General features: G+C 48.9%; 18 protein-coding genes. 12 read left to right on the top strand and 6 right to left on the bottom strand.

What is annotated here, in order from left to right:
- Nucleotides 1-87: 87 nt before the first annotated feature.
- The 6 genes from R2103_RS10660 to R2103_RS10685 all read left to right on the top strand — a co-directional run bounded on the left by R2103_RS10660 (nucleotide 88) and on the right by R2103_RS10685 (nucleotide 5,854).
- On the top strand, nucleotides 88-2,331 hold the full coding sequence (locus R2103_RS10660) for an EAL domain-containing protein (RefSeq protein WP_317531378.1): 2,244 nt from the start codon (nucleotides 88-90) through the stop codon (nucleotides 2,329-2,331).
- Between the two features lie 165 nt (nucleotides 2,332-2,496).
- Nucleotides 2,497-3,552: a cytochrome-c peroxidase gene (locus R2103_RS10665; protein ID WP_317531379.1), complete on the top strand. Its 1,056-nt coding sequence runs from the start codon at nucleotides 2,497-2,499 to the stop codon at nucleotides 3,550-3,552.
- A 252-nt stretch (nucleotides 3,553-3,804) separates the two neighbouring features.
- A complete protein-coding gene (locus R2103_RS10670; RefSeq protein ID WP_317531380.1) occupies nucleotides 3,805-4,236 on the top strand; it encodes a glycine zipper family protein in 432 nt (143 codons plus the stop codon).
- Nucleotides 4,237-4,560: 324 nt separating this feature from the next.
- The gene (locus tag R2103_RS10675; protein WP_317531381.1) at nucleotides 4,561-4,791 is read left to right on the top strand and encodes a hypothetical protein; all 231 of its coding nucleotides are present in this window, start codon (nucleotides 4,561-4,563) and stop codon (nucleotides 4,789-4,791) included.
- Between the two features lie 76 nt (nucleotides 4,792-4,867).
- Nucleotides 4,868-5,476, top strand: a complete 609-nt coding sequence (gene nudF, locus R2103_RS10680) for an ADP-ribose diphosphatase (RefSeq protein WP_317531382.1) — start codon at nucleotides 4,868-4,870, stop codon at nucleotides 5,474-5,476.
- Between the two features lie 177 nt (nucleotides 5,477-5,653).
- Complete coding sequence (locus R2103_RS10685) at nucleotides 5,654-5,854, top strand: hypothetical protein (protein ID WP_317531383.1); 201 nt, start codon at nucleotides 5,654-5,656, stop codon at nucleotides 5,852-5,854.
- A 76-nt stretch (nucleotides 5,855-5,930) separates the two neighbouring features.
- Here R2103_RS10685 and R2103_RS10690 read toward each other — a convergent pair whose 3' ends face one another.
- Nucleotides 5,931-7,634 (bottom strand): diguanylate cyclase, encoded by a 1,704-nt coding sequence (locus R2103_RS10690; protein ID WP_317531384.1) that lies wholly within the window; start codon nucleotides 7,632-7,634, stop codon nucleotides 5,931-5,933.
- Nucleotides 7,635-7,925: 291 nt separating this feature from the next.
- Between R2103_RS10690 and R2103_RS10695 the strand changes: the two genes are divergently transcribed.
- Nucleotides 7,926-9,182 carry a putative Na+/H+ antiporter gene (locus R2103_RS10695; protein ID WP_317531385.1) on the top strand — a complete coding sequence of 419 codons (1,257 nt, stop codon included), beginning with the start codon at nucleotides 7,926-7,928 and terminating at the stop codon, nucleotides 9,180-9,182.
- Nucleotides 9,183-9,232: 50 nt separating this feature from the next.
- Here the strand turns inward: R2103_RS10695 and R2103_RS10700 are convergent, their stop codons facing one another.
- Genes R2103_RS10700 through R2103_RS10710 form a run of 3 tightly spaced genes read right to left on the bottom strand, consistent with a single transcriptional unit; the run spans nucleotide 9,233 to nucleotide 14,859 of the window.
- Entirely contained in the window at nucleotides 9,233-12,421 is a 3,189-nt protein-coding gene (locus R2103_RS10700; protein WP_317531386.1) for a CusA/CzcA family heavy metal efflux RND transporter, read from the bottom strand.
- 6 nt (nucleotides 12,422-12,427) lie between these two features.
- Nucleotides 12,428-13,594 carry an efflux RND transporter periplasmic adaptor subunit gene (locus R2103_RS10705; protein ID WP_317531387.1) on the bottom strand — a complete coding sequence of 389 codons (1,167 nt, stop codon included), beginning with the start codon at nucleotides 13,592-13,594 and terminating at the stop codon, nucleotides 12,428-12,430.
- Complete coding sequence (locus tag R2103_RS10710) at nucleotides 13,591-14,859, bottom strand: TolC family protein (protein ID WP_317531388.1); 1,269 nt, start codon at nucleotides 14,857-14,859, stop codon at nucleotides 13,591-13,593. Before R2103_RS10710 ends, R2103_RS10705 begins: the two co-directional genes overlap by 4 nt.
- Nucleotides 14,860-15,074: 215 nt before the next feature.
- Here R2103_RS10710 and R2103_RS10715 point away from each other — a divergent pair, with 215 nt between their 5' ends.
- Nucleotides 15,075-17,165: a di-heme-cytochrome C peroxidase gene (locus tag R2103_RS10715; protein ID WP_317531389.1), complete on the top strand. Its 2,091-nt coding sequence runs from the start codon at nucleotides 15,075-15,077 to the stop codon at nucleotides 17,163-17,165.
- A 72-nt stretch (nucleotides 17,166-17,237) separates the two neighbouring features.
- Here R2103_RS10715 and R2103_RS10720 read toward each other — a convergent pair whose 3' ends face one another.
- On the bottom strand, nucleotides 17,238-17,591 hold the full coding sequence (locus tag R2103_RS10720; protein ID WP_317531390.1) for a DUF3579 domain-containing protein: 354 nt from the start codon (nucleotides 17,589-17,591) through the stop codon (nucleotides 17,238-17,240).
- Between the two features lie 393 nt (nucleotides 17,592-17,984).
- On the opposite strand from R2103_RS10720, the gene R2103_RS10725 reads away from it, so the two are divergent.
- Together R2103_RS10725 and chrA are read left to right on the top strand one after the other, a co-directional pair.
- Nucleotides 17,985-19,076 carry an aminopeptidase gene (locus R2103_RS10725; RefSeq protein ID WP_317531391.1) on the top strand — a complete coding sequence of 364 codons (1,092 nt, stop codon included), beginning with the start codon at nucleotides 17,985-17,987 and terminating at the stop codon, nucleotides 19,074-19,076.
- Nucleotides 19,077-19,112: 36 nt separating this feature from the next.
- Nucleotides 19,113-20,465, top strand: a complete 1,353-nt coding sequence (chrA, locus tag R2103_RS10730; RefSeq protein WP_317531392.1) for a chromate efflux transporter — start codon at nucleotides 19,113-19,115, stop codon at nucleotides 20,463-20,465.
- Between the two features lie 36 nt (nucleotides 20,466-20,501).
- On the opposite strand, the gene R2103_RS10735 is transcribed toward chrA, so the two are convergent.
- Nucleotides 20,502-21,695 carry an HD domain-containing phosphohydrolase gene (locus R2103_RS10735; protein WP_317531393.1) on the bottom strand — a complete coding sequence of 398 codons (1,194 nt, stop codon included), beginning with the start codon at nucleotides 21,693-21,695 and terminating at the stop codon, nucleotides 20,502-20,504.
- 142 nt (nucleotides 21,696-21,837) lie between these two features.
- On the opposite strand from R2103_RS10735, the gene R2103_RS10740 reads away from it, so the two are divergent.
- Nucleotides 21,838-23,115, top strand: a complete 1,278-nt coding sequence (locus R2103_RS10740) for a DUF2130 domain-containing protein (protein WP_317531394.1) — start codon at nucleotides 21,838-21,840, stop codon at nucleotides 23,113-23,115.
- A gap of 175 nt (nucleotides 23,116-23,290) precedes the next feature.
- Complete coding sequence (locus R2103_RS10745; protein ID WP_317531395.1) at nucleotides 23,291-25,012, top strand: flagellinolysin; 1,722 nt, start codon at nucleotides 23,291-23,293, stop codon at nucleotides 25,010-25,012.
- Nucleotides 25,013-25,066: the final 54 nt, after the last annotated feature.

A 25,066-nucleotide genomic window follows, 5' to 3' on the forward strand; every position in this document is an offset into this window, starting at 1 on the left:
CAACTCAGCTCATTTATTGACATCCTATCCGGCATTCAATGCCATTGCTAATCTCTCATGAAACCTTACTGGCCATGCTAACCGCGAATGAGTAAGAATATTCTTGTGAATAAGGATTTATCCGCGCAGATTTTTGCACCGACCAATTATTTTGACCTGACCAATACCGAACAGGGCAGGATCCTCCAGTTTCAGCAAGAAATTCTTCAACTGGTGGTACTGGGAAATGATTACAAGGAAATCTGCGAGAAAGTCTGCTTGTTGATGGAGCAGCTGCTGGATAACGCGGTGGCATCGGTCATGCTATTGGACAAGGAAAAGCAATGCATGAATGTGTTTGCCGCACCCAGTGTTCCGGAAGCGTGCATTGTGCAGCTCAATGGCCTGCGTCCGGGTCCGGGAGCCGGCTCCTGCGGTAATGCCGTTTTCCGCCAGGAACCGGTTTTTGTCGAAAGCACGCTGGACGATCCGCGCTGGCAGAACATCCGCCAGCTGGCCATCGATTTCAATATCCTTTCCTGCTGGTCCATGCCGGTGCGCAGCAAAGGCGGCGAATGCGTCGGATCGTTTGCGCTGTCCAGTTTCGAGCATCGCTTACCCAGCACTTTTCACCGCAAGCTGTTGGAAATCGGTTCATTTATTATCGGTATCGCACTGGAACAAAAGAAAGTCAACGAGCAGTTATATCTTTCCAGCAAGGTTTTTGAAAACAGCACCGAAGCAATCATGATCGCGGATGCCAACAAGATCATCATCTCGATTAACAAAGCGCTGCACAAAATAACCGGTTATGCGGATGAAGAGATCGTCGGAAAATCTGTAACCATCGTTACATCCATCAGGCACGGCAGCAATTTTTTTCAGAAAATCTGGCAAAGCGTCAAGCAGCATAACCATTGGTATGGCGAAATCTGGAACCGGCACAAGCAGGGGCGCGAGTATCCGGCGTGGTTCAATATTATTCCGGTACGTAGCAAGGACGGACGGATCAGCCATTACTTGATCAACTTTTCCGATATCACCAGCAAGAAGAAATCGGATGAAATCATCTGGCGGCAAGCCAATTACGATTCATTGACCGGATTACCGAACCGCAATATGTTCTATGACCGGTTAAATCATGACATTAAAAATGCAGCCCGGATCGGCGCGGGATTGGCAGTGTTGTTTATCGATCTCGACCGCTTCAAGGAAGTAAACGATTCATTGGGGCATAGCGTGGGCGATGCGCTACTGGCGGAGGCAGCCAAGCGGCTAAGCAGCTGCGTGCGGGAAACCGATACCGTGGCGCGCCTGGGCGGGGACGAATTCACCATCATACTGAACGGCATCAGTGAGCATCGAAGTGCCGAAAAGATCATGCAAATGATCTTGCTGGAATTGGCCAAACCGTTTCATCTCAATACCAAGCAAGCGTATGTTTCCGCGAGTATCGGTGCCACGTTTTTCCCCGATGATGCCAATAATGTTGAAATATTGATTAAGAATGCCGACCAAGCCATGTATGCCGCCAAAAACAATGGCCGCAACTGCTGGAGTTGTTTCACATCGAATATGCGCACGGCAACCGAAGTCCGTTCGAGAACCGCGTACGAATTGCGCAACGCACTGCGGGATCAACAACTTTATTTACTGTATCAACCGATCGTGGAACTGGCAACCGGCAATGTCTACAAAGCCGAAGCCCTGATCCGCTGGCAGCACCCGGAACGGGGCACTGTGTATCCGGGGGAATTTATCAGCATCGCGGAAGAAACCAATCTCATCACCGACATCGGCGACTGGGTCTTCAAACAAGCGGTCAATCAGGTTGCCCTCTGGCAAACCCATTTCAACGCCGGTTTTCAGATCAGCATCAATAAGTCACCCAAGCAATTCATCAGCAAAATGAGCGATTGGGTCAACCATCTCAATGAACGCGGCCTGGACGGGCAAAGTATCATCGTTGAAATCACCGAAAACTTGCTGCTCGATGTGCACGAATTGGTAGTTAAACAATTATTAAATTACCGCGATGCCGGCGTTCAGGTAGCCATTGATGATTTCGGCACAGGTTATTCTTCATTGTCCTATCTGAAGAAATTCGATATCGATTATCTCAAGATCGACCGTTCATTCATTTCCAATCTGGACAGCAAATCCAACGACAGAATTCTGTGCGAAGCGGTTATTACAATGGCGCACCGCTTGGGCATGAAGGTAATCGCCGAAGGCGTCGAAACCGATTTGCAAAAAGAATTATTGATTTCCATGGGCTGCGATTTCGGGCAAGGTAATTTTTTCAGCAAACCAATGACTGCCGATAAATTTGAAACACTCCTTCTACAATAGAAACAAATCCGCTAGTATCTCGTCTCCGTCCTTCAGCGCTTCCGCTGAGAACCGGATAAGAAAGATAAAAAAACGTTTCTCCTGTAAGTAATTGTCTGCAATTAAGCATTTTGCTTATTCAATAAAATCGATCAAAGTGCTAATGTTAATTTTTTTGGAGGTCATATGAAAATATTTTTATTCCTGACATTCATAGTAAGTTCATACAGTTATGCTCAGAGCGGGCATGATCATCAAGGTGATGCGAAAAAAAAGGACGACCATCATAGCGAAATGCACGATGACGGCCATCACGGAATGGGCGGCATGATGCACGGCGGCCACCACAAACTCGATAAGACCACCTTAAAACAATTCTTCGAACCACTGCCAGCATCGATTATCGACGAAAAAAAGAATGCTGCTTTAATCGCATTGGGCAAAAAACTGTATCTCGATCCCAAACTGTCAGTGAATGACACCATTTCCTGTAATTCCTGCCATCAGCTGAACAATTTCGGTGTCGACAGCCAACCAACGTCACCGGGTCATGAAGGCAAACGCGGCGGCAGAAATTCTCCCACCACGTTCAATGCCGCGCTGCATATCGCGCAATTCTGGGATGGACGCGCGAAAGACGTTGAAGAGCAGGCATTGGGACCGATTTTGAATCCGATCGAAATGGGCATGCCGAGTGAAGCTGCGGTTGTCGACAAACTGAAAAAAATCGACGAATACAAAGCCATGTTTGCCGAAGCGTTCAAGGATGAAAAAGATCCAATTCAATACAAAAACGTGGGCAAAGCCATCGGCGCTTTTGAGCGTACGCTGATCACGCCATCGCGCTTTGACGATTTTCTCAAAGGCGATGAAAATGCGTTGAATGATGCCGAAAAAAGAGGCTTGCAAAAATTCGTCCATATGGGATGCGCCAATTGTCATAACGGCGTCGCCATCGGCGGCAATTCCTATAAAAAAATCGGTCTTGTCGAAGAATATAAAACATCCGATGTCGGCAGATTTGCTGTAACCGGACTGGAAACCGACAAGAAAGTGTTTAAAGTGCCCAGCCTGAGAAACATCACCAAAACAGCACCGTACTTTCATGATGGTTCGGTCAAAACATTGGACGAAGCCATTGAAGAAATGGCGGAACATCAGCTCGGACGGAAAGTGGGTCCTGGTTTTGTCGAGGATGTCAAAGCCTTCCTGGGCGCTTTAACCGCAAAAGATAGCAAATAAAACACCACGTTTGATTGTTATCGTCTAACTTGACGGATGCCGCTGCCAGATGGTCTGGGCAGCGGCATTTTCACAGCATCAGTGATCACACTCCGTTTCATCGCAATTCAGTTTCCTCAACTACCCTCTGCAATTCTCAATCCGCATCGGCCAAGTTCTATCCGGCAGCTGCTTTCTTTGCAGAATAGTGAACACCATAACCGCTATACTATCCACTCAGTCAGTATTATTTCTTCAACCGGAGGTGAAACAATGAAATTGGGAATGACGTTGATCGCGGGATCTATCTTTCTGGGTTTATCGGCTTGCTCCAGCACCGGACCTGTTATATATCCCAACACGCATTTTCTATCTGTCGGCAAAGCAGCTGCTGAAAAAGATATTGAAGCTTGCAGAAAAATGGCTGAATCAGCCGGTGCCAAGGAAGGCGGCGGCCAGTTGGGTGATGTGGCTAGCAGCACCGCAATGGGAGCCGGTGTGGGAGCGGCAAGCGGTGCAGCAGGCGGAGCGATATACGGTGCGGCCGGGCAAGGCTCTTTAGTGGGCGCGGCCAGTGGCGCGGTTGCAGGATTATTACGAGGGATTCTGTTTTCCCCGAGATCCTCACAACCCAGCCAGGCGTATGCCAATTTTGTATCGCGCTGCCTGGAAGAGAAAGGCTATGAAGTGACCGGCTGGCAATAACCGGAAACGATGATCGCTCAAACACCGCTGGCTATTCCGGATACCAGCAGGCTCAAAATCATACTGTTCTCCATGATATAAACCGGAATAACCGCCATACCCAATGTCAGTAGCACTATTTCATTAACAAACTTTTTCCGCCAGGAAAAATCAAATAGCGTATATTTACAATTAAGAGGCATCTCTTAGTAAATGATTTTTCGACGAATATTATTCAAATCCCAGAATTACCGTGAAAAACCCCGGGTGATCTTTAATTGTTTCAGCGGCAAGGTCTGTTATCAATAGCGTATCTTCAAAAATATTGACATGGAGGTAATGGCAATGATTAAAGAACTTTCTTTCGATGACGACGACGGTATCTATCCTACTGATAGTTTGAATGATGAGGATGATGTTCTGACGGATAGCAAAATACCGCCCGGAAAATTTGCAAAAATAATTGATGAATTTGAGACTGCCAAAGATGAATTTGACGATGACGAATTCGATACCGTCAAAAATGATTTGGACGACGATGACGATGTGACACTCGATACGTTGGGACTGCGTTAGCTCTAGCCGCTGCAATAGCACAGCCTGCGGTATAGCACGCGCAGCATAACAATTTTTCCGCATGGGATAAGCCGCTGTGAGTGCAGAGGTAGAAATTTTAGAAAAAACGATTTGTTTTGAAGGTTTCTTCCGGATAGAAAAATACCGGTTGCGTCACCGGCTATTCAACGGCGGCTGGAGCCGCCCGCTGAGCCGTGAGCTGTTCGAGCGCGGCCATGCCGCTGCCGTCCTGCCGTATGATCCGATCCGCGATGCAGTCATCCTGATTGAGCAATTCCGCGTTGGCGCGCTGACTGCACCGGGCGGGCCATGGCTGCTGGAAATCGTCGCCGGTATGATCGAAAGCGGTGAAACAGCACAAGACGTGGTCAAACGCGAAAGCATCGAAGAAGCCGATTGCATCATCACCGATTTGCTCCCGGTGTGCGACTTCCTGGTCAGCCCCGGCGGCACCAGCGAACGCATTGCCCTGTTTTGCGGCCGGGCCGATGCGGCAAAAGCCGGTGGTATTCATGGCTCTCCCGAAGAAGACGAAGACATCAAAGTACATGTCGTTCCGCTGGATACTGCGTTCACATTTCTACAATCGGGCCGGATCAATTCGGCCAGCGCCATCATTGCATTACAGTGGCTGGCTTTGAATCGCGAGCAGGTGCGAACCCAGTGGCACAGCCGGTCTCCATAACTTAGCGGCACCGTTGACATCATCCCAATTACCGGCAACCGGCATTAACCTCAATTCCGAATGCGCTTTCCAAAGCCCGGAATTGTTACAAAGAACCCTTTCTAATCCTTCCTTTCCACTGTACTGCCATATGTTCTAATGATTGCGTATTCAACCCACATCGCAAGGAGGTTTGCCGTGGCATTGAAAAGACTTTCGTTTGATGATGAGGATAACGCTGATCCTTCGGATATTGATGATGACAGCGTATTAGCCGATGGCATGATTCCGGATAGCCGGATCGTGGGATTGATTGATGAATTGGAAGAAAGCTGTGATGAGCTCGATGCCGAGAATGAGGACGATGAAATCGTAGCGGATCCTCAGAAATTGCAGTAAGCGCTACGATCACGCCGAGCATCGGCATTGGCGGTGAAACAGCCTGATTGCGTTTCACCTCCCAATGCCTTTTTCCTCAATCGGATTGATCCGAGCACACGCAATTACGCCCCTGTTTCTTGGCGCGGTAAAGCTGTTGATCCGCCTGGGAAATCAATTCATCCAGCGATACATTGGTCACGAAGGTATGAGCGACGCCAAAACTGGCGGTAAATAAAAGCTTTTCACCTTTGACACTTGTCAGTTGAATCGCGTTGATTTTGTTACGCATCCGTTCCGCAATGGCAATTGCATCGGCTAAACGGGTTTCCGGCAGAAAAACCAGAAACTCTTCGCCTCCCCAACGCGCCAGGATATCCCCGCTGCGCGCTTCTTTCTGCAATGTTTCCGCCATTTGCACCAAAACCCGGTCCCCCAGGGCATGACCGTACGTGTCATTAAGCAACTTGAAATTGTCGATATCCAGCATGATGACGGAGGTACTGCTCTTGCTGCGCAATCCCATGGCCCAGATTGGTTGAACATACTTATAAAAAGACCGCCGGTTATTCAGATTGGTCAATGAATCGATACCGGCCATTTTCTCCGCCAGTAATTTCTCGTTCTGATTGATATTAAAGCGTTCGGCCAATGCCAGCGCCAGTAAGATGGCATCCATCATCATGCCGATATCGGTCGCCCGGTAAGTCCATTCGTTAAACGGAATCAATCCCCAGACGGCATTGGCGGTAATCGCACCGCCGCATATCGTAAAAATCGACGCCAGCAGAAAATACTTGGCGAATTGATTACCGGCTTGCAGTGAAATGACACCCAGCACGATCGAAGAAATATAGAAAAAGAAGATGAACACAAGCGCTATCAGCAGTGACACGACAAACTCGCCAGCCAGCATGGCCAACAACATGAGTACGCAAAAAACAGCCGAACTGGCAATGACAAAGCGATATACACGGGGCCAAGCGGTTTTGATATTGAGAAATTGCAACGCGAATGCAAATCCGCTTACCGTGCAGGCCATGATCAATAACGGATTGGCCCATTTCTGCCATTGCGGCGATTCCGGCCACAACCATTGATAACCATGACCGGTATAAGCGGTGTTCAACAGCAGAAAGAACAGCAGATACAGCGAATAAAACAGATAGGGGCTGGTACGCAATCCAACATAAAGCATCACATTGTAAGCAACCAAAGCCAAAATCACGCCGTACATGAAGCCATAGCTGTACGCTTGCCATTGATTTCTATCCGCCAACGCCTCGTTGCTGATGAAGTAAAGCGGCAAAACCATGTCATCATCGGATTCCACCCGGATCAACACGGTCGTCTCACCGGTGCTGAAATCATGACCGGCGACAAAAAAACGGTGATCCAGCGGACGCTGGGCAAATAGTAAACTGTCTCCCGTATGATAGCTGCCGGTCAGCTCATCCTGCCGCAAAAAATAAATATCGACTTTATCCAGCCAAGAGGTTTCCAGCAAAAGATTCCGGCGCACTGCGTTATGTCCATCGTTTCTGACGTTAAATGCCAGCCATACCGGTTTTGCACCGATCCCAAAATTGATGACGGAATCGCCGGACTGTGCGAACCGGCCATCTCGATACGCTGCCAGGGCATCCTGCATGCCCCAACGAGTATCTTCATCCTGATAAACCCGGGTATGCTGACCGATCGCTTCCTTGTACTCCGCCGCCACATTGATTTCAGCATTTGCCGTCAGACACCAGAAAACTGATATGAGCATCATGACTAGCAGCGTTGATAGGTTCTTCATGAAACGCTCGTTCTGACGGTTAAGAATGGGATAAATAAATAGCAGGCGGATTGAACACAGAGTGACCTCATTATGCCAAAGGGAGCTATAGTAAATTACAATCTATGAAAATTGCAGATTATACCCCTTCTCCACGATACGAAAAAAGTTCGTACTCATAACCCATTCATTTCCAACAGACTCTATAGCCCAAAAAGTATCCGGCATTTTTACAGGTTATAAAAAGTTTGATTATGCTGTAACAAAAGCATGTTATCTTCACGGTATACCTGACTATTTATAATCATTACGATGAATCCAACTACTATACAACTCATCGCCGCAGCGTTATTCGCTTTGGCGATCATGCACACCTTCTCAACCAAATTCTTTGAACATCTGGCACATAGCCAGCCACGCCACGCAGGTATCTGGCATTTATTGGGTGAAGTGGAGGTGGTGTTCGGTTTCTGGGCGATGGTCTTGATCCTGTTTATATTCACTGCAAGCGGAAAGCATGAAGCGATAACCTACCTCGAATCCCGTGATTTCACTGAACCCATGTTTGTATTCGTCATCATGGTAATTGCCGGAACACGTCCGATTCTGGATTTCGCGGCGGCCTCTGTTCGAAGCGCGGCCATTGTTTTGCCGGTAAATACCGGTACAGCAATGTACTTTCTATTGCTGGCCTTTGTCCCGCTGCTCGGTTCATTCATTACTGAGCCTGCTGCCATGACTCTGGCAGCGTTGATGCTACGCGACACGTTATTCAGCAAAGAAATATCGACTCGCTTGAAATATGCCACGGTCGGTGTGTTATTTGTCAATATCTCAATAGGCGGCACATTAACACCCTTTGCCGCACCCCCGGTATTGATGGTGGCCGGAAAATGGAACTGGGATATTTGGTTCATGATGACAACTTTCGGCTGGAAAGCGGCATTGGCCGTTGCTGTCAATGCGTTTGCGGTAACCTGGTTATTCCGCCACGAACTCGGACATGTCAGTCAGAAGGACACAGTCGCAGCATCGCAAACACCTTTACCGGTGGTATTGATACATATCATTTTTCTTGCACTGGTTGTATTGTTCGCGCACCATCCTGCGGCATTTATGGGCATTTTTCTGTTCTTCCTGGGATTTACTGCCGCCTATCAGCAATATCAAAATCCATTGATTTTACGTGAGGCGCTGCTGGTTGCCTTCTTTCTGGGAGGATTGGTGGTATTGGGCGGGCAACAACAGTGGTGGTTGCAACCATTGTTACTGAAAATGGATGATACTGCGGTCTTTTTTGGCGCCACGGTATTAACTGCCGTTACGGATAATGCCGCGCTCACTTATCTGGGTTCGCTGGTTGAAGGACTCAGTGAGGAGTTCAAAATAGCTTTGGTTGCCGGTGCGGTAACCGGTGGCGGATTGACAGTTATTGCCAATGCGCCGAATCCGGCAGGCTTTGCGATTCTAAAAGGCAAATTTCATGAACAGTCCATTCATCCACTGGGCTTATTAATCGCCGCACTGCCGCCAACCATAGTAACTATCATTGCGTTTCGCGTACTATAAATAAAAACAGCGCTGCAAACCACCTTGCAGCGCTGTTTATCAATAGAACATTAAGCTTCTTTGGCCGGGCTTTGCAAAGTCTCCGCTAAAGGTAGCGGTAGCGGTAGCGGTTCCGGTTCATCTTTCTTATCCGGCATATCGTCAAACCAGCGATAAATCATCGGCATGACCACCATCGTCATTACCGTCGCGGTCATTAACCCGAAAATGACTACGATTGCGAGCGGCTTTTGCACTTCGGAACCCAACCCTGTTGCTGTCAGAAAGGGTGCCAAACCGAGCACCGTTGTAGCGGCTGTCATCATGACGGGGCGAAAGCGTTGCGCACAGGCTTTCCTCGCGGCTTCTTGCACGCCGAAACCTTTCTCGCGCAACTCGCGCAGAAAAGAAATCAGCACCACACCGTTCAAAATGGAAGTCCCCCACACCGCAATAAAACCTACCGATGCCGGTACCGATAAGTATTGACCGGTTACAAATAGCCCGACTATTCCGCCGACCGATGCAAACGGCAGCACCAGATAAATGAGTATAGCCATTTTGACCGAGTTAAACAGCATGAACAGCAGGAAGAAAATTGCGGCTAGCGTTATCGGTACAATGACCGCTAATTTCGCCATCGCACGTTCCATGTTTTCAAACTGCCCGCCCCAGGCAAAATAATAGCCTGGCGGTAATTTAATTTCTTTGGCAGCCCGCTGCTGGAGTTCGGCAACAAAACCACCCAGGTCGCGCTCATGCACATTGGCACCGACAACCACACGGCGTTTAGCAAACTCGCGCGAGATAATCGCCGGGCCATCGATTACTTTAATTTCCGCTACCGCACTAAGCGGCACCAGCATGCCGCCGGCTCCCATTCCAGCTCGTGCGCCATCAATAGCCGGTCTGAGCAGCAATTCCTTGATAGCTTCCACATCATGGCGGAACTCTTCCGGGAATCTCAGCAACAATGTAAAACGCCGTTCTCCCTCGAAAACCTGCGTGACCGCTTTGCCGCCCACGGCGGTGGCAATCATTTCATTGACATCCGATACATTCAGGCCATGACGGGCGATTGCACGACGATCGATATTGATAGTCAATTCCTGCTGCCCCGACAAGCGCTCAATACGGATATCACGGGCACCGCGGGTAGATTTGACGATACGCGCGACTTGTTCGGACAATTTACGTAATTCTTCCAGGTCATCGCCAAAAATTTTGACCGCAACTTGCGAGCGCACCCCGGTGACCATCTCATCCACCCGTTGCGCAATGGGCTGCGAAATCACGATATTGACGCCCGGCAGCACAGTCAGCGCTTTACGGATATCCTCCTCGATTTCCGCCTGGGTGCGGCCCGATCCAACCAGATCGAGATCGGCAATCGGATCGGATTCGTTTTGCGAGGCCGGATCGGCAGGGGTATCGCCGCGACCCAGTTTGGAAACGACCGATTTAACACCGGGGATCGCGGCAATCGCTTTCATGGCCTCCGTTTCAATTTTGATGGCTTCGTCCAAAGAAATCGACGGCGCGCGAATAATTACCGGTGTTACCGCGCCTTCCTTCATGATCGGAATAAACGATTTGCCGAGTAACGGAAACAGCGCAAAGGCCGCCATCAGTGCGGAAATTGCGATGATCATGGTTTTCTTCTGATTGCGGTTGGCCAAATCGTAAACGTACAGATAGGCATTTTTCATCACGGCGATGATCTTGGTGTCTTCCTCACTACCGCCTTTTAGCAAGTAATCACAAAGCACGGGAGACAACAATAGCGACACAATCAATGCAATAAACAACGAAATCGAAATTGTCACCGCCAATGGACTGAAGGTTTTTCCTTCCATGCCTTCAAGCGTCATCAACGGCAGAAATACCAGCACTGTTACGATTAAGCCGAAAATAACCGGCGTACCCACCTCAGCCGTCGCATCCACGATTACATTGAATTTGGATTTTCCGGTGTCTTTGGCTTCTCCCAGTCGCTGATAAATATTCTCAACCACGACCACCGTCGGATCGACCATCATACCGAGCGCAATGGTCAATCCGCCGAGTGACATTAAATTGGCAGGCATACCGTAATGATTCATCACCAAGAAAGTAATCAGCGGTGTGATAATCAGCGTGAAACACACGACAAAACTGGTGCGCACGGTACCGAGAAAAAGCGATAACACCACAATAACCAGAATCAAGGATTCTATCAGGGTGCTTTGCACCGTTCCTAATGCCGCATCGACCAGATCGGTGCGATCGTAAAACGGTACAATTTGCAAGCCGCCAGACAGGATTCCACGTTCATTAATTTCTGTGACTTTTTCCTTGATCCGTCCAACGATTTCCTTGGCATTACCGCCGCGCAGCATCATCACGATACCGGCGACCGACTCGGTATCGCCGTTCTTAATACTGGCCCCCTGACGCACTTCCCCGCCAAAAGTCACATGCGCAACATCGCGCACATAAACCGGTACGCCATCCATTTCCCTGAGCACGATATTGCGGATATCATCCAAACTAGAAATCAGACCCACGCCACGAATCAAATATTGTTCGTATTGCAGCGCCAATATGTTGCCGCTGGCGTTGGCATTATTACTCGCCAAGGCCCGATCCACTTCGGTCAGCGTTAAATCATAATGCCGCAGCTTATTCGGATCGGCGTACACTTGATATTCCTTGACATGCCCTCCGATCGAATTAACCTCCGCGACACCTCGGATTGAACGTAGCATCGGACGCACCACCCAATCTTGAATGGTACGCCGCTCCATCAGCTCTTCGACAGTCAATTCGCGTTTTCCGTCATCCGGGTGTTCAATCGTATATTGATAGACTTCACCCAGACCGGTAGAAACCGGCCCAAGCACCGGCGTGATGCCGGGTATCAGACGCGGCGTGACATCGATAATGCGTTCCATCACTAATTGGCGCGCAAAAAACACATCGGTCTGATCGGTGAATACCAGCGTGATTAACGATAATCCACTCTTGTTCATCGAGCGCATTTCAACCAATCCCGGCAAGCCGGTCATGGCAATTTCCACCGGCACGGTCACCAAGCGTTCCATTTCTTCGGGGCTACGGCCAATTGCTACCGTAGCGACTTGCACTTGAATATTGGTCACATCCGGAAATGCATCCACAGTCAGTGTTTTAATCGCTCCAACACCGGCAGCACACAATATCAACCCGATAATCAACACCAGCAAACGCTGGTTAAGCATTGCACGAACGATCGCGGTCATAACCGGCTACTCCAATTCTGCAAGCTTGCGCTCGCTGTCTAAATGAAATGCACCGGCAGTCACAATTCGTTGATCGATCGTCAGTCCTTTTAGCACGGGGCGTAAAGTCGCCACTTCCTTATCCAGTTCAACCGGCACGCGTTGAAAATGGTTGTCGCTGATTGCGGTGAAGACATAATCCTGATTCAACTCTCGAACCACGGCCGATTCAGGAACAACCAGTACTTTGTGTTGCGGATCCGTGATGTGCATATTTGCCAGCATATCCGGCTTCAGTTTACGTTCAGGGTTTTCCACCATGACACGCGTCATCACCGTTCGTGTTAAGCGATTGACGGTATCCGAAACAAAAATGATCACGCCATCCAGAAGATGCGATCCCAATGCAGGCACATTGATTTCAACATGCTGTTCCAATTCGACGTCACGAGCGATTTGTTCGGGCACATCGCCAACCACCCAAACGTGAGAAAGATCGGCAATCTGAAACAGCGGATCGGCAGGTTGTACTATTTGACCTACAATGACATTACGTGCGATTACATAACCTTCCCGGGTAGATTTTATATCCAGCCAGGGCAGTATCTTCCCTCGTTTTTTGAGTTCCTTGAATTCCGCATCGCCCATGCCAAATAATCTGAGTTGATCAGCAGCTGCGCCAAGTTCGGCTTGCGCAATTTCCAGCTCGGATTGCCGCCGTTCCACTTCAGCCAGCGGTATGGCGTCAGCAGTCAGTAAATGGTTTGCGCGCTCAAGCGATTTGGTAGTGACCACCACGCGCGATAACGCACGCAAATAAGCCAGTTGAGAATTAGTTAAATCAGGACTGGTAATGCGTACTAGTTTCTGTCCCACCTTGACGTAATCACCCAGAATGACAAACAGATCAGTGACACGCCCCGTGACGTAAGAACCGATTTGTGCGGTTCTTTCTTCATCGACCTGAACCCGGCTCGGTACTTGGATTTTATCCGCCAGATCAACCAGGAATGGCTGTCCGATTTGCAATCGGCTCAATACTTCCGGACGAGCAGTAATACTGTTGAAGTCTCGTTCTTCAGCCGGTTTTTGTTGCGCTTTGTCAGCGGAGTCAGTGGGTTCGCTTTTATCACATCCTGTTAGCAGTAAAGTTACAGCGACTGTAAAACCGGTAAAAATTATTTTGAAATTCATTCTGGGACTAACTCCTTGGGATAATGAGCGCGTAGACGGTCAATTTCAGCTGCAGCGGTTTGTAGCTCAAAACGTGCCTGCATGGAATCGCTCAAGATTCCCCGGAGAATACGTTGCGAATCCAAAAATTCGATTAACCCGCGTTCACCGAACCGATAGGCGGTTTGCGCGACTTGCACCACATTTTCCGCTTCCTTGATCAAACCACCTTCAAATAAATCCACGCGCCGTTGTGCAATCTGTAAAGCTTGCCAGGCTGCTTCAAATAGCTGGCTGATCTCATAGCGGCGAAACTCAAGCGTCTCCCGTATGCGCGCGGAGTCATAAATAGCAGTATCGATTTCACCACGACGGCGATACCAGATCGGAATTCTGACGCTTGCACCAGCAATATTGGATGTGAATTGCGCGTCTTGATAATTGGTGTACAACACACTGATCTGCGGCAGTACTGAAGCTTTTTCCTGAGAGATGCGATGATTGGCGCGTTCCTGTTCCGCCTGCAGCCGCACTACTTCCGGATTAACCTTGGGTACTTGTTCACGCAATTCTGTTAACGGTGGTAACAGGACTGGATCTTTCAATGAGCCGCTAATCTCAAAATCAATTGGAATGGCGCCGGCTGTCAATTGCAGCAACATCACCCGGGCGCGCTGTGCAGTCAGGTGTGCTGCCTGCGCCCGATTTGCCGCGCTTTGCAATTCAGTCTCAGCACGAATCAATTCAAATCGCGCTATTTCACCTCTTTGCACATTGGCGGCAATTCGATTCCGCAAATTTTCCAATAAGTCGTAAATACCCTGCTCGATCGTTGCTTGCTCCAGGCGTAGCATCAGTTCATAGGCTCTTACACGCAGCTGCGCCGCCAAATCGGCACGCACTTGATCTAAGCTTGCACGGCTTGCGTCCACCCCGGCTTCCGAAGCATCGATGCGAGCACTCCGCATAAAAGGATTCTCGATCGGCTGATTGACCGTTAATGAACGTTGCATGGAAGTGGGCCCAGTAACAGTAAGTGGATAGCGATTGCTATCAGGCCCGGCGGTTACGGTTACTTCCGGATTCAGGAATGCTGATGCGGCGACTACCCCAGCTTTGGCCATATTGACCTGCGAACGCGCGGCTTGGACGAGACCATTGGCTTCCAATCCTATGCGTTGTATTTCTTCTATTGTAAGCTTGGCTTTTGATTGTCCTAATGCAGGCAGCGGTGAGATGGCTAAGAATATACTTAACACGAAATAAAAAGACGGTGAAATCTGCATAAGTTCCTTTCAATTATTACAACAACATTATGTTTTTCACATATTCTTCACATAAAATTAACTGCCAATCATATATGAAATTTAAGACTTAGTACTCTCAATAACAGGGATAATGAATTTCTTCTTGTTATTTTTACAACCATTAATGAGTTAAGGACTATTGATTGTCAGTTACCGGGTATTTAAGCAAAAGAATCCTGAATAATTGCTGAACGATGACATTTATCCCAATGTATCCCAGACCATTTAGTCGTTATTTATCCCGCATAAAAATTTTATTGCTGATTTCCAGCTTATTAGCCATTACCTGGCTTGTAACCGGCTTATCTTGGCGGCTATACGAGCTTCGTGACAATGATTCCAATCGTGGCGCTCCCATAAGCGGCATCGATAAATTTGGCAGCCAGTTTTCCCGGATTGTCTATCTTGATCAAGGCTGGTCTGCTGCGGATAGTCTATGGTTCTATACTGCAACGCAAGGCTCCAATTTGTTACCGTACAGTTTCTTCCTGGTATTGGAGCAATCCGGTTCGCCCGCTTTGTTCCGCGCGGATGAAAACATGGATCGCTACGGCTATCTGCCGCAGCGCCAAACCAGCAGCAATCCCGATGGTTTACCTGCCGGGATGGTGCGGGATGAATATCAAGGCAAAGCATACATGGGGTTTACTTGCGCAGCCTGTCACACGACCCAGATCAATTACCAGGGTACCGGAATCCGCATTGACGGCGGCCCGGCATATTCCGATATGGAAACATTCATGATCGATCTGGCTGAAGCTTTGTATGCCACTCTGAAAAATCCGGGAAAATTGCAACGCTTTGTAGCGAATGTATTGCAACAAGGTCATTACAATAATACGAACGATATCCAAGCTGATCTCAGGCAATATGCGCAGCGCATCAAAACCTACACCATCGTCAACAGCCCACGCGATACTCAACGCCCATTGACACGATACGGCTATGCCCGGCTGGATGCATTCGGACGCATCTACAACCGTGTGCTTGAACACCTTATGAGTGCACAGCAAATGCGTGAATTGCTTGCCGGGTTACTTTCCCCGGAAGAGCTGACGCAAGTAATGACAGACATCGAACCTGTTCTCAGCAGCAGTAATCGCGACCATATTGTCGAACGGACCCAGATACACCTGACCGGTAAGCAAAGCATTCAATTGCGCAATAAAATCTATAATCCGGCCGATGCGCCGGTCAGTTATCCGTTTCTGTGGGATGTACCGCAACACGATTATATTCAATGGAATGGCCGGGTCGACAACAGCGGATTGGGACCGATGGCGCGCAATGCCGGTCAATTGATCGGCGTATTCGGCACACTCGATTGGCAGGAAAAAGACGGCTTTACCTTATCCTCGGTATTAGGCGGGCAGGGATTCGGCTCCAAACATATCGATTTTCAATCTTCCATTGATATCCGCAATTTGCGCCGGGTGGAGAATCATTTGCGCAAATTAAAGTCACCGCAATGGCCGGAGCACATCCTGCCTAAAATCGATACCTCACGAATGACCCGAGGCGCCGAATTATTTTTACACTATTGTTCCGCTTGTCACAGCCAAATTGACCGTGCCGCCCCCGATCGCCGCGTTGTCGCTCAAATGATCGATGTGTCTTTGGTCGGAACCGATTCTAAAATGGCGGAAAACGCCATTGCGTTTACCGGCTATAGCGGTATCTTGCGCAATCAATACGTCAGTGTCGGCACGGGAAATATATTGCTGCAACAACAAGCACCCGTGGTCGCGTTGCTCACCGCCGCAACCCGCAACGTAGTGACAACCCCCGATCGCGATAAATGGTTCGCACGGCGATGGATTGAGCGATCATTTGATTTTGCCTACACTTTCTTTGACAACGAAGTGCAGTCTTCCCTGAAAAACGGTCACTACACACCCGACACCACCGTGCGACCTTTTGCTTCGGCAATGGCGTATAAAGCCCGCCCGCTGAATGGCATTTGGGCAACTGCCCCTTACTTGCACAACGGCTCGGTACCGACACTGTACGATCTGCTGCTGCCAAAAAGAAGACCGGATGATCCGGTAGAGGGAGAATACCGCCCAGATGAGTTCATGGTCGGATCGCGCGAATTTGACCCGGACAAAGTAGGATTCAAATCGGCGGGTTATGACGGTTTTTTGTTCCGTACCAGCATTTGGGGTAATCACAACAGCGGCCATGAATATGCTGCCGGCCGCACACCGCTACCGGATGGAACACTGCTGCCTGCGTTAAGCAAGGAGCAACGGCTGGATCTGCTGGAATATCTTAAGTCTTTGTAAGGAAGCAGGAAGCAATCTGTCTTAACTACTTAGAACCCGGAATTAACCGGAATCGATTTTCCTTCGATACCATCACATTGCAAATGTCAGTTTCCGCACAGGCACAACAATCTCCTGCACTACAATGGATTCCTGTGGATGGATTATTACTTCTTCTTCCAGTTCTATTTTTAAACGATTACTGGATGCAAATGCCATGATAAATTGATAAGTGGCCGGATCGATGTCTTGCAGTATCTTTTCCACTCGCACGCCTATCTTGCCTTGGCATATGACCGGCTGGGCATAATTCGAATACACCCACCGCCCCCGGTTATCGTAGCTGGCCAATGCGCCACACAGCCGCTCCGCCCAATCACTGGGGCGAAATGGCGGCCCCTCGGAGGTAACACCTAAAATGAGAAAGAACTCAGATCCGGCTTGCATACACAAAACCATGTCGAGAAAAAAAATTAAGCGGATTTAAAAATGGAATAAATCGATGCCATAATGGTCTTTTACGCTGGCATGCCAGCATGGCGTGAGAAAATCTTTTGCAAGCACGGCCTAAATTCATCATGAGCACCCTCTTTCCTTTTTAATCCAGATGCTTATTATCGGCAGCACCGGAGAAAAATAGAGAGTACCGATAGCAGATGCTTAAAAATTGCGATGGAATTAACCGGAGAAATTAGAATCTGATGACTTCACAACTGAAATAGCACACAATTCAATCTAGGTTTGATCTATCTCATTTATCGGGCTGAATCCAATGAACATGATGACAGCACATACAACCGCGGTGTTTACCCAAGCTCTATTATCCCGCCAGGAATCGAAGTGTTAGCACGCGTTCCACGCACCTTATTATTTGCCGCGATCATAAGTCTGATCATCTGGCTTAGCGCTTGCACTAATCTTCCTTATTACGCGCAGGCCGTCGACGGACATTTCGGCGTCATACACCGTTCGCAGCCGATCAGCAAAGTGATTGCAAACCCGGATATTGATCCGAAGTTGAAACATTCACTCACCAAGGTGGTGCAGTTGCGTGAGTTCGCCAGCCGCGAATTAAAGTTGCCGGATAATCTGAGCTATACCAGTTATGCCGATTTAGAGCGTCCTTTCGTAGTATGGAATGTTTTTGCAGCCCCCGAGCTCTCCGCCAAACTGAAAGAATGGTGTTTTATTCAGGTTGGTTGCGTTAACTATCGCGGTTTTTTCTCGCAAGAAAGCGCCGAGCGCTACGCGGAAGAACTCCGCAAGGAAGGCTATGACGTCCATGTTGGCGGAATCCGTGCTTATTCCACATTAGGCTGGTTCAGCGATCCGATCTTGAACACATTTATCGGTTACTCGGAGATGGATCTGGCGCGTTTGATTTTTCACGAACTGGCGCATCAGGTCATGTATGTATCCGGCGACACCGTTTTCAATGAATCCTTTGCCACTGCGGTGGAACATGAAGGCATCAAGCGCTGGTTTGAACGCAGCGGCACAGCTACGGAACAAATTGCTTTAGCCGCGCGGCAGGAAAGAGAAACCATCTTTACCGGTTTGGTACTCAAACATCGTAAACGCTTGCAAGAACTCTTTCAGTCGGACTTGAGTGACACTGAAAAACGGACACGCAAAGCGCATATCTTCGACGAATTACGCGCCGAGTTCTTGCACCTGAAAGCCGGAAGAAACGATCTCAGCAGTTACGACCGGTGGTTTTCGCAATCGTTAAATAATGCCTTGCTGGCAACGGTTTCGATTTATACGCAATTGCTACCGGCATTCCAGGGAATTCTGAGACAGCATGACCGGGATATGGAAAGATTCTTCGATACGGTTACAAAACTAAGCAAGCTGCCGGAGCATGAGCGGAATTTGATACTGCAAAAAGCTGCCGAAGGCAGTCAACCCTGGAAAACCGCTGAGCAATAACTTTCACCTCCGTTCCAACCTTCTTATTCGTCCACTATGCCACCTGAAGAACAACAAACCGTAACCCGGCCGGAACCGGTATCTTTCCTGGAAGCATTTCTCTATTGGCTGAAACTGGGTTTTATCAGTTTTGGCGGACCGGCTGGGCAGATCAGCATGATGCACCAGGAATTGGTCGAGAGACGGCGCTGGATTTCCGAGCAACGTTTCTTGCATGCGCTGAATTACACCATGGTGCTGCCCGGCCCGGAAGCCCAGCAACTAGCCACCTACATCGGTTGGCTAATGCACGGCACCTGGGGCGGTATTATGGCCGGCGCGCTGTTTGTACTGCCGTCGCTTTTGATTCTGATCATTCTGACGTGGATCTACCTGGTTTATAGTGAAATACCGGCTGTCGCGGGTATTTTGTATGGCATCAAACCCGCGGTTACGGCAATTGTGCTTTTTGCGGCTTACCGGATCGGTTCGAGAGCGTTGAGAAACAATCTGCTGCGCGCTATTTCGTTCGCGGCATTCATCGCCATCTTTTCATTCAACATTCCCTTCCCCTATATTGTGCTAATAGCGGGCTTGATCGGATACATCGGATCGCACTTTGCACCGGACAAATTCAGAGCAGGCGGACATCACGAAAAATCAAAAAATACCTATGGCCCGGCTTTGATCGATGATGACACCCCTATTCCGGAACACGCCCTATTCCGGTGGAGCCAGTTCATACTGCTTATCGTAATCGGACTGTTCATCTGGAGCGGTGTCATGCTATTGCTCGCCATGCAGTATGGCTGGGATGGCACGCTGACACAAATGGGCTGGTTTTTCACCAAAGCAGCGCTCATGACATTTGGCGGCGCTTACGCGGTGCTGCCTTATGTTTATCAAGGTGGTGTCGAGCATTACGCGTGGTTGAATCCGGCACAAATGATCGATGGACTGGCACTGGGTGAAACCACACCCGGCCCGTTGATCATGATCGTCGCGTTTGTCGGTTTTGTCGGCGGCTGGACCAAAGTGCTGTTCGGACCAGATTTACTGATGTTAGCGGGAATTTGCGGCGCCGCTATTGCGACGTTATTCACATTTTTACCGTCTTTTCTTTTTATTCTTTTGGGTGGCCCTGCGGTGGAAGCAACCCGTCACGACCTCAAATTTACCGCGCCGTTGACCGGCATCACGGCTGCGGTTGTCGGGGTTATTGTCAACTTAGCGATATTCTTTGCTTACCATGTCCTGTGGCCGCAAGGATTTGATGCCGGATTTGAATGGTTCTCCGCTTTGATCGGAGCCTGCGCATTTATCGCTTTATTCAACTATAAAGTGGGAATTGTTACGGTGATCTGCACCTGCGCCACTGTGGGGCTGGGATATACTTTGCTGCTGAATTGAAACCCGCGCGTTTAAATTAACCGCCAACGCGCCACTTTAATTGCTTACGGCAGTTAACCGGGAAGTTATTTGTTGCTGGATTGAGTCCTCGGTTAAATCTTTGTATTGCTCCCGTATCGCGATAATTTTATCGATATTCTCAATAAATAATTCCACTAATTGAGGATCAAAATGCGTTCCCGCTTTACTCTCGATATATTCGATTGCTTTCCGCACCGGCCACGCTTCTTTGTAAGGCCTTTGTGACGTGAGCGCATCAAATACATCGCTGATCGCTGTAATGCGGCCTTCAATAGGAATCGACGCTGCTTTCAGTTGTTTGGGATAACCGCTCCCATCCCAATGCTCATGATGCGACAGTGCAATACTCGCTGCCAATTGCACCATCAAGGATCCGTGACTGGCCAGCAAATCGGCACCCATTTGCGCATGATTACGCATTCTCTCCCATTCCATATCGGTAAGCTTCCCTTGTTTCAGCAAAATATGGTCAGGGATACCAATTTTGCCTATATCGTGCAAAGGCGCGGCTTTTTCAATCAGATAACAAATATGCGCGGGCAGACCCAATGCTTCCGAGAGAATACGCGCATATTTACCCACGCGTATGACATGCTTTCCGGTATCGTTATCACGCATTTCACTGACTCTGGCCATGATATTGATTAATGTATCCGTGGCTTTATCCAGCTCTGAAGTGCGCTCTTTTACTTTTTTCTCCAGTTCTTTTGCAATATCTTGCTTTGCTAAATAAGCGGCCCTTACCCGTAGTAAATTCTTTACGCGCAAAATTACTTCCGTTTGGTCGAATGGTTTATTCACAAAATCCTGCGCACCCAGCAACAATGCTTTATTCCGGGTCTCGTTACCCTGTTTTCCGGTTAATACCAGAATGGGCACGAGTTGCTCGCTGACCGGCGACGCATTGATTTGCCGCATGACCTCGAATCCATCTATTTTTGGCATTTCAATGTCAAGCAATAACAAATCGTAATTATTCTCCTGCATGGCAGGCAAAACCCGCGTGGGATCCGTCAAACTCGTATGATGATAGCACCCTTCCGATTCCAATAACTTACTCAATATCAATATATTAGTAACGGAATCATCACAAATCAGAATTTTTAAATGTGCTGTATCGATGGCCATAATGCTTTGTTTCTTTATAGTTGTAATACCACTTGGTAGCGGCAAAAATGATAGATTATTGAGTGGTATTGGCCCGTTCATTCCGGGTGTGACTGACGCACTCCTGAACTGCTATATCAGCTTATGAGCAATAAAATTAGCTTGTCACGCAATAAGAATTCTCCAGCTGATATGATTCCGTACCCAATAAAATTCCCGATATTCTGATTACGAAGGAATCACCATGAGCGAACCCACCATTCATTGCCCCAATTGCGCAACGGAAATCAAACTGACCGAATCGCTCGCCGCCCCGCTGATACAAGCAACGCGGCAAGAATACGAATCGAAATTGGCGCAAAAAGAAGCGGATGTTTCCAAGCGCGAAGCCACACTCAAAGCCCAGCAGAGATCACTGGAAGACGCGCAGAAAACCATTGATGAGCAAGTCGCCAGCAAATTGAAGGCGGAACGCACACTGATCGCCGCCGAAGAAGCCAAAAAAGCAAAATTGGCAATGGCAATCGACTTGGAAGCGAAATCAAAAGAACTGACCGAATTGCAGGAAATTCTCCAGCAACGCAACAGCAAACTGGAAGAAGCGCAGAAAGCGCAGGCCGATTTGATCCGGAAACAGCGTGAACTGGACGATGCCAAACGCGAATTGGATTTAACCGTCGAAAAACGCGTGCAGGAATCGATCACCCTGGTTCGCCAAAAAGCAAAACAAGAAGCCGAAGACGGCCTCCGGCTCAAAGTCAGTGAAAAAGAGGAACAGATTGCGTCAATGCAGCGGCAGATTGAGGAGTTAAAGCGCAGAGCCGATCAGGGTTCGCAACAACTCCAGGGCGAAGTTTCGGAACTCGAACTGGAAACCACACTGCGGCTCAAATTCCCGCTGGATAGTATCGAGCCTGTTGCCAAAGGCGAATTCGGTGGCGATGTGCTACAGAGAGTCATGGGGCCATTGGGACAATGGTGCGGTGCGATTTTGTGGGAATCCAAAAGAACCAAGAATTGGAGTGACGGTTGGCTGGCAAAACTACGCGGCGATCAACGCAGCGCGAAAGCGGAAATAGCGGTGCTGGTATCCAGCACGTTACCGAAAGACATTGAAACATTCGGTCAGATCGATGGAGTCTGGATTACCGAGCCTCGTCTGGCGCTGCCGCTTGTCATCGCTCTGCGTCAATCCCTGATCGAAATCGCCAGCACACGGCAAACCCAGGAAGGACAAGAAACCAAAATGGAATTGGTCTATCAGTATTTGACCGGACCAAGATTCAAACATCGCATCGAAGCCATTGTCGAGAAATTCTCTGACATGCAAGCTGATCTCGACAGAGAACGCAAAGCCATGACGCGGCTCTGGGCCAAGCGGGAAATGCAAATTCAGGGTGTCATTGAATCCACCGTGGGCATGTATGGCGATCTGCAAGGCATTGCAGGGCGGGCGCTACCAGCCATTGAGGGATTGGAGTTACCGCTGCTGGATTTGAAAGACTCCGGTAACGAACCTTAGCCAGCAACTTCATATCCACTGCAAAAACCCTCCTTATCCCACGCACCACAATAGCTTCAGGAAATTTCATCCGACCGGCCGGGATAAACTCAGTAAGAAAATTTACTCGAGTATCTAAAGAAATTTAACCAGCTTTCGTTAAAAAAAGCGTACTTGTCACGCCACATGATAAAAAATGAGTTTATCGATCAATACCAATCTAGGAGCGCTGAATAGTTCGCGGTATTTGTCCGCAACTACAAACGATCTCGGCCGTTTATTGGAACGGCTGTCATCGGGTATGCGGATTAACAGCGCTAGGGATGACGCGGCGGGCCTCGCCATCTCGGACCGGATGACATCGCAAATCCGCGGCTTAAATCAGGCGACCAGAAATGCCAGCGATGGAGTCTCGATGCTGCAAACCGCCGATGGTGCATTGACCTCGATGACTTCCGCATTGCAACGTATCCGTGAACTCTCCATACAAGCAGCGAATTCAACTAATAGTCTCAGCGACAAGAAAGCATTACAAGAAGAAGCGAATCAACTGATTCAGGAAATAGAAAACGTTTCCACCACAGCTACATTTAACGGCGACAAAATATTCGATAATTCCGGCAGCAGTGTTCTCGGTAATTCCGATCAACTGGCTGTTATGTATGGATTACAAAATGGCTGGCTGGAAGATGCGGAAAGCAAGATCCAGCAATATTTCGGCATTTCCGCCGATGGCGCCGATATGAATATCGAACTGACAACGTTTACCGATGGCGCGGGTGGAACTGCTGCCCGGGTGGTAGGTTCGGTACCCGGAAGCTATACGGGTAAGGCGGCTAATGTCAAATTGCAGATCGATATGAGCGACTTCACGCCACCCAATTTACCCGACGGCGGCAATGCGCCATTTTATAACGACCGGATTATTGCGCATGAAATGGTACACGCCGTGATGTACCGGAGCATGAATATCGGTTCGATGTTTGATCCCGCCGGAGATCAAACATGGTTTATGGAAGGCGCTGCGGAATTCATTCATGGTGCCGACGAGCGCTTACAATCCTCGATCAGCGGTGTCGGCATCGGCGGTGTCATGGCTAAAGCAGCAACTTTCGGCTCAGCCGGTGCAGCCTGGGGAGGAACTTCGGATGATTACTCCGCAGCCTACTCCGCCGTGCGCTACTTGCATCAAGTGATCAAGGACAACGGCGGCTCGGGCATCAAAGATGTCATGGTTTACTTAAACCAGCATCAAAGCGCCACACTCAGCGATGCCATTAATGCCGCGACGGGCGGTTTATATGCAAACGCCGATGCCTTTAATGCCGATTTTGTCACGAACGGAGCCGCATACATTGCCGGTATGAATCTGACCGACACCGATACTGGTGCGATCGGCGGCTCAAATGCCGATGGAGGCGCAATCCAAACCGCCAAAAGCGTTATTTCCGATACCAGTTCAAGAGGCGGCACCAATCCGCTCGGCGGATTTAACGAAATCTGGGAAAATATAAATGCCGCTGCGGTCGGTAATAACAAACAGTTGCAGGTCGGTGCAAACAAAACCGACACCATGAATGTCACATTCGGAGCGGTCAATACTGCCGCGATGAGTATCCAGAGTGTCGATCTGGTTAACAATGCTGGATTTGCCACTTACATGATGGATCTGGCGCTGAATCATGTCAATGAAGAAAGATCGAAGATCGGTGCACAGCTGAACCGGCTGGAATCGGTCATTACCAACAACAATACCAGTGTCGAGTCTACCGTGGCGAGCCGGTCACGTATCCAGGATGCCGACTATGCGCAAGAGACCACTACGCTGACCAAAACACAGATTATGCAGCAGGCCGCCACTGCGGTATTGGCACAAGCCAATACATCGCCGCAAATGTTGATGGCGCTGCTCAAGTAAGCCAGTCGTATTCTAGACTTCCCATCCCGCTTTTTATCCTCCTGTTTTTTGCAC

It is taken from the genome of Nitrosomonas sp. Is24 (assembly GCF_033063335.1).
Taxonomy (GTDB): Bacteria; Pseudomonadota; Gammaproteobacteria; order Burkholderiales; family Nitrosomonadaceae; genus Nitrosomonas.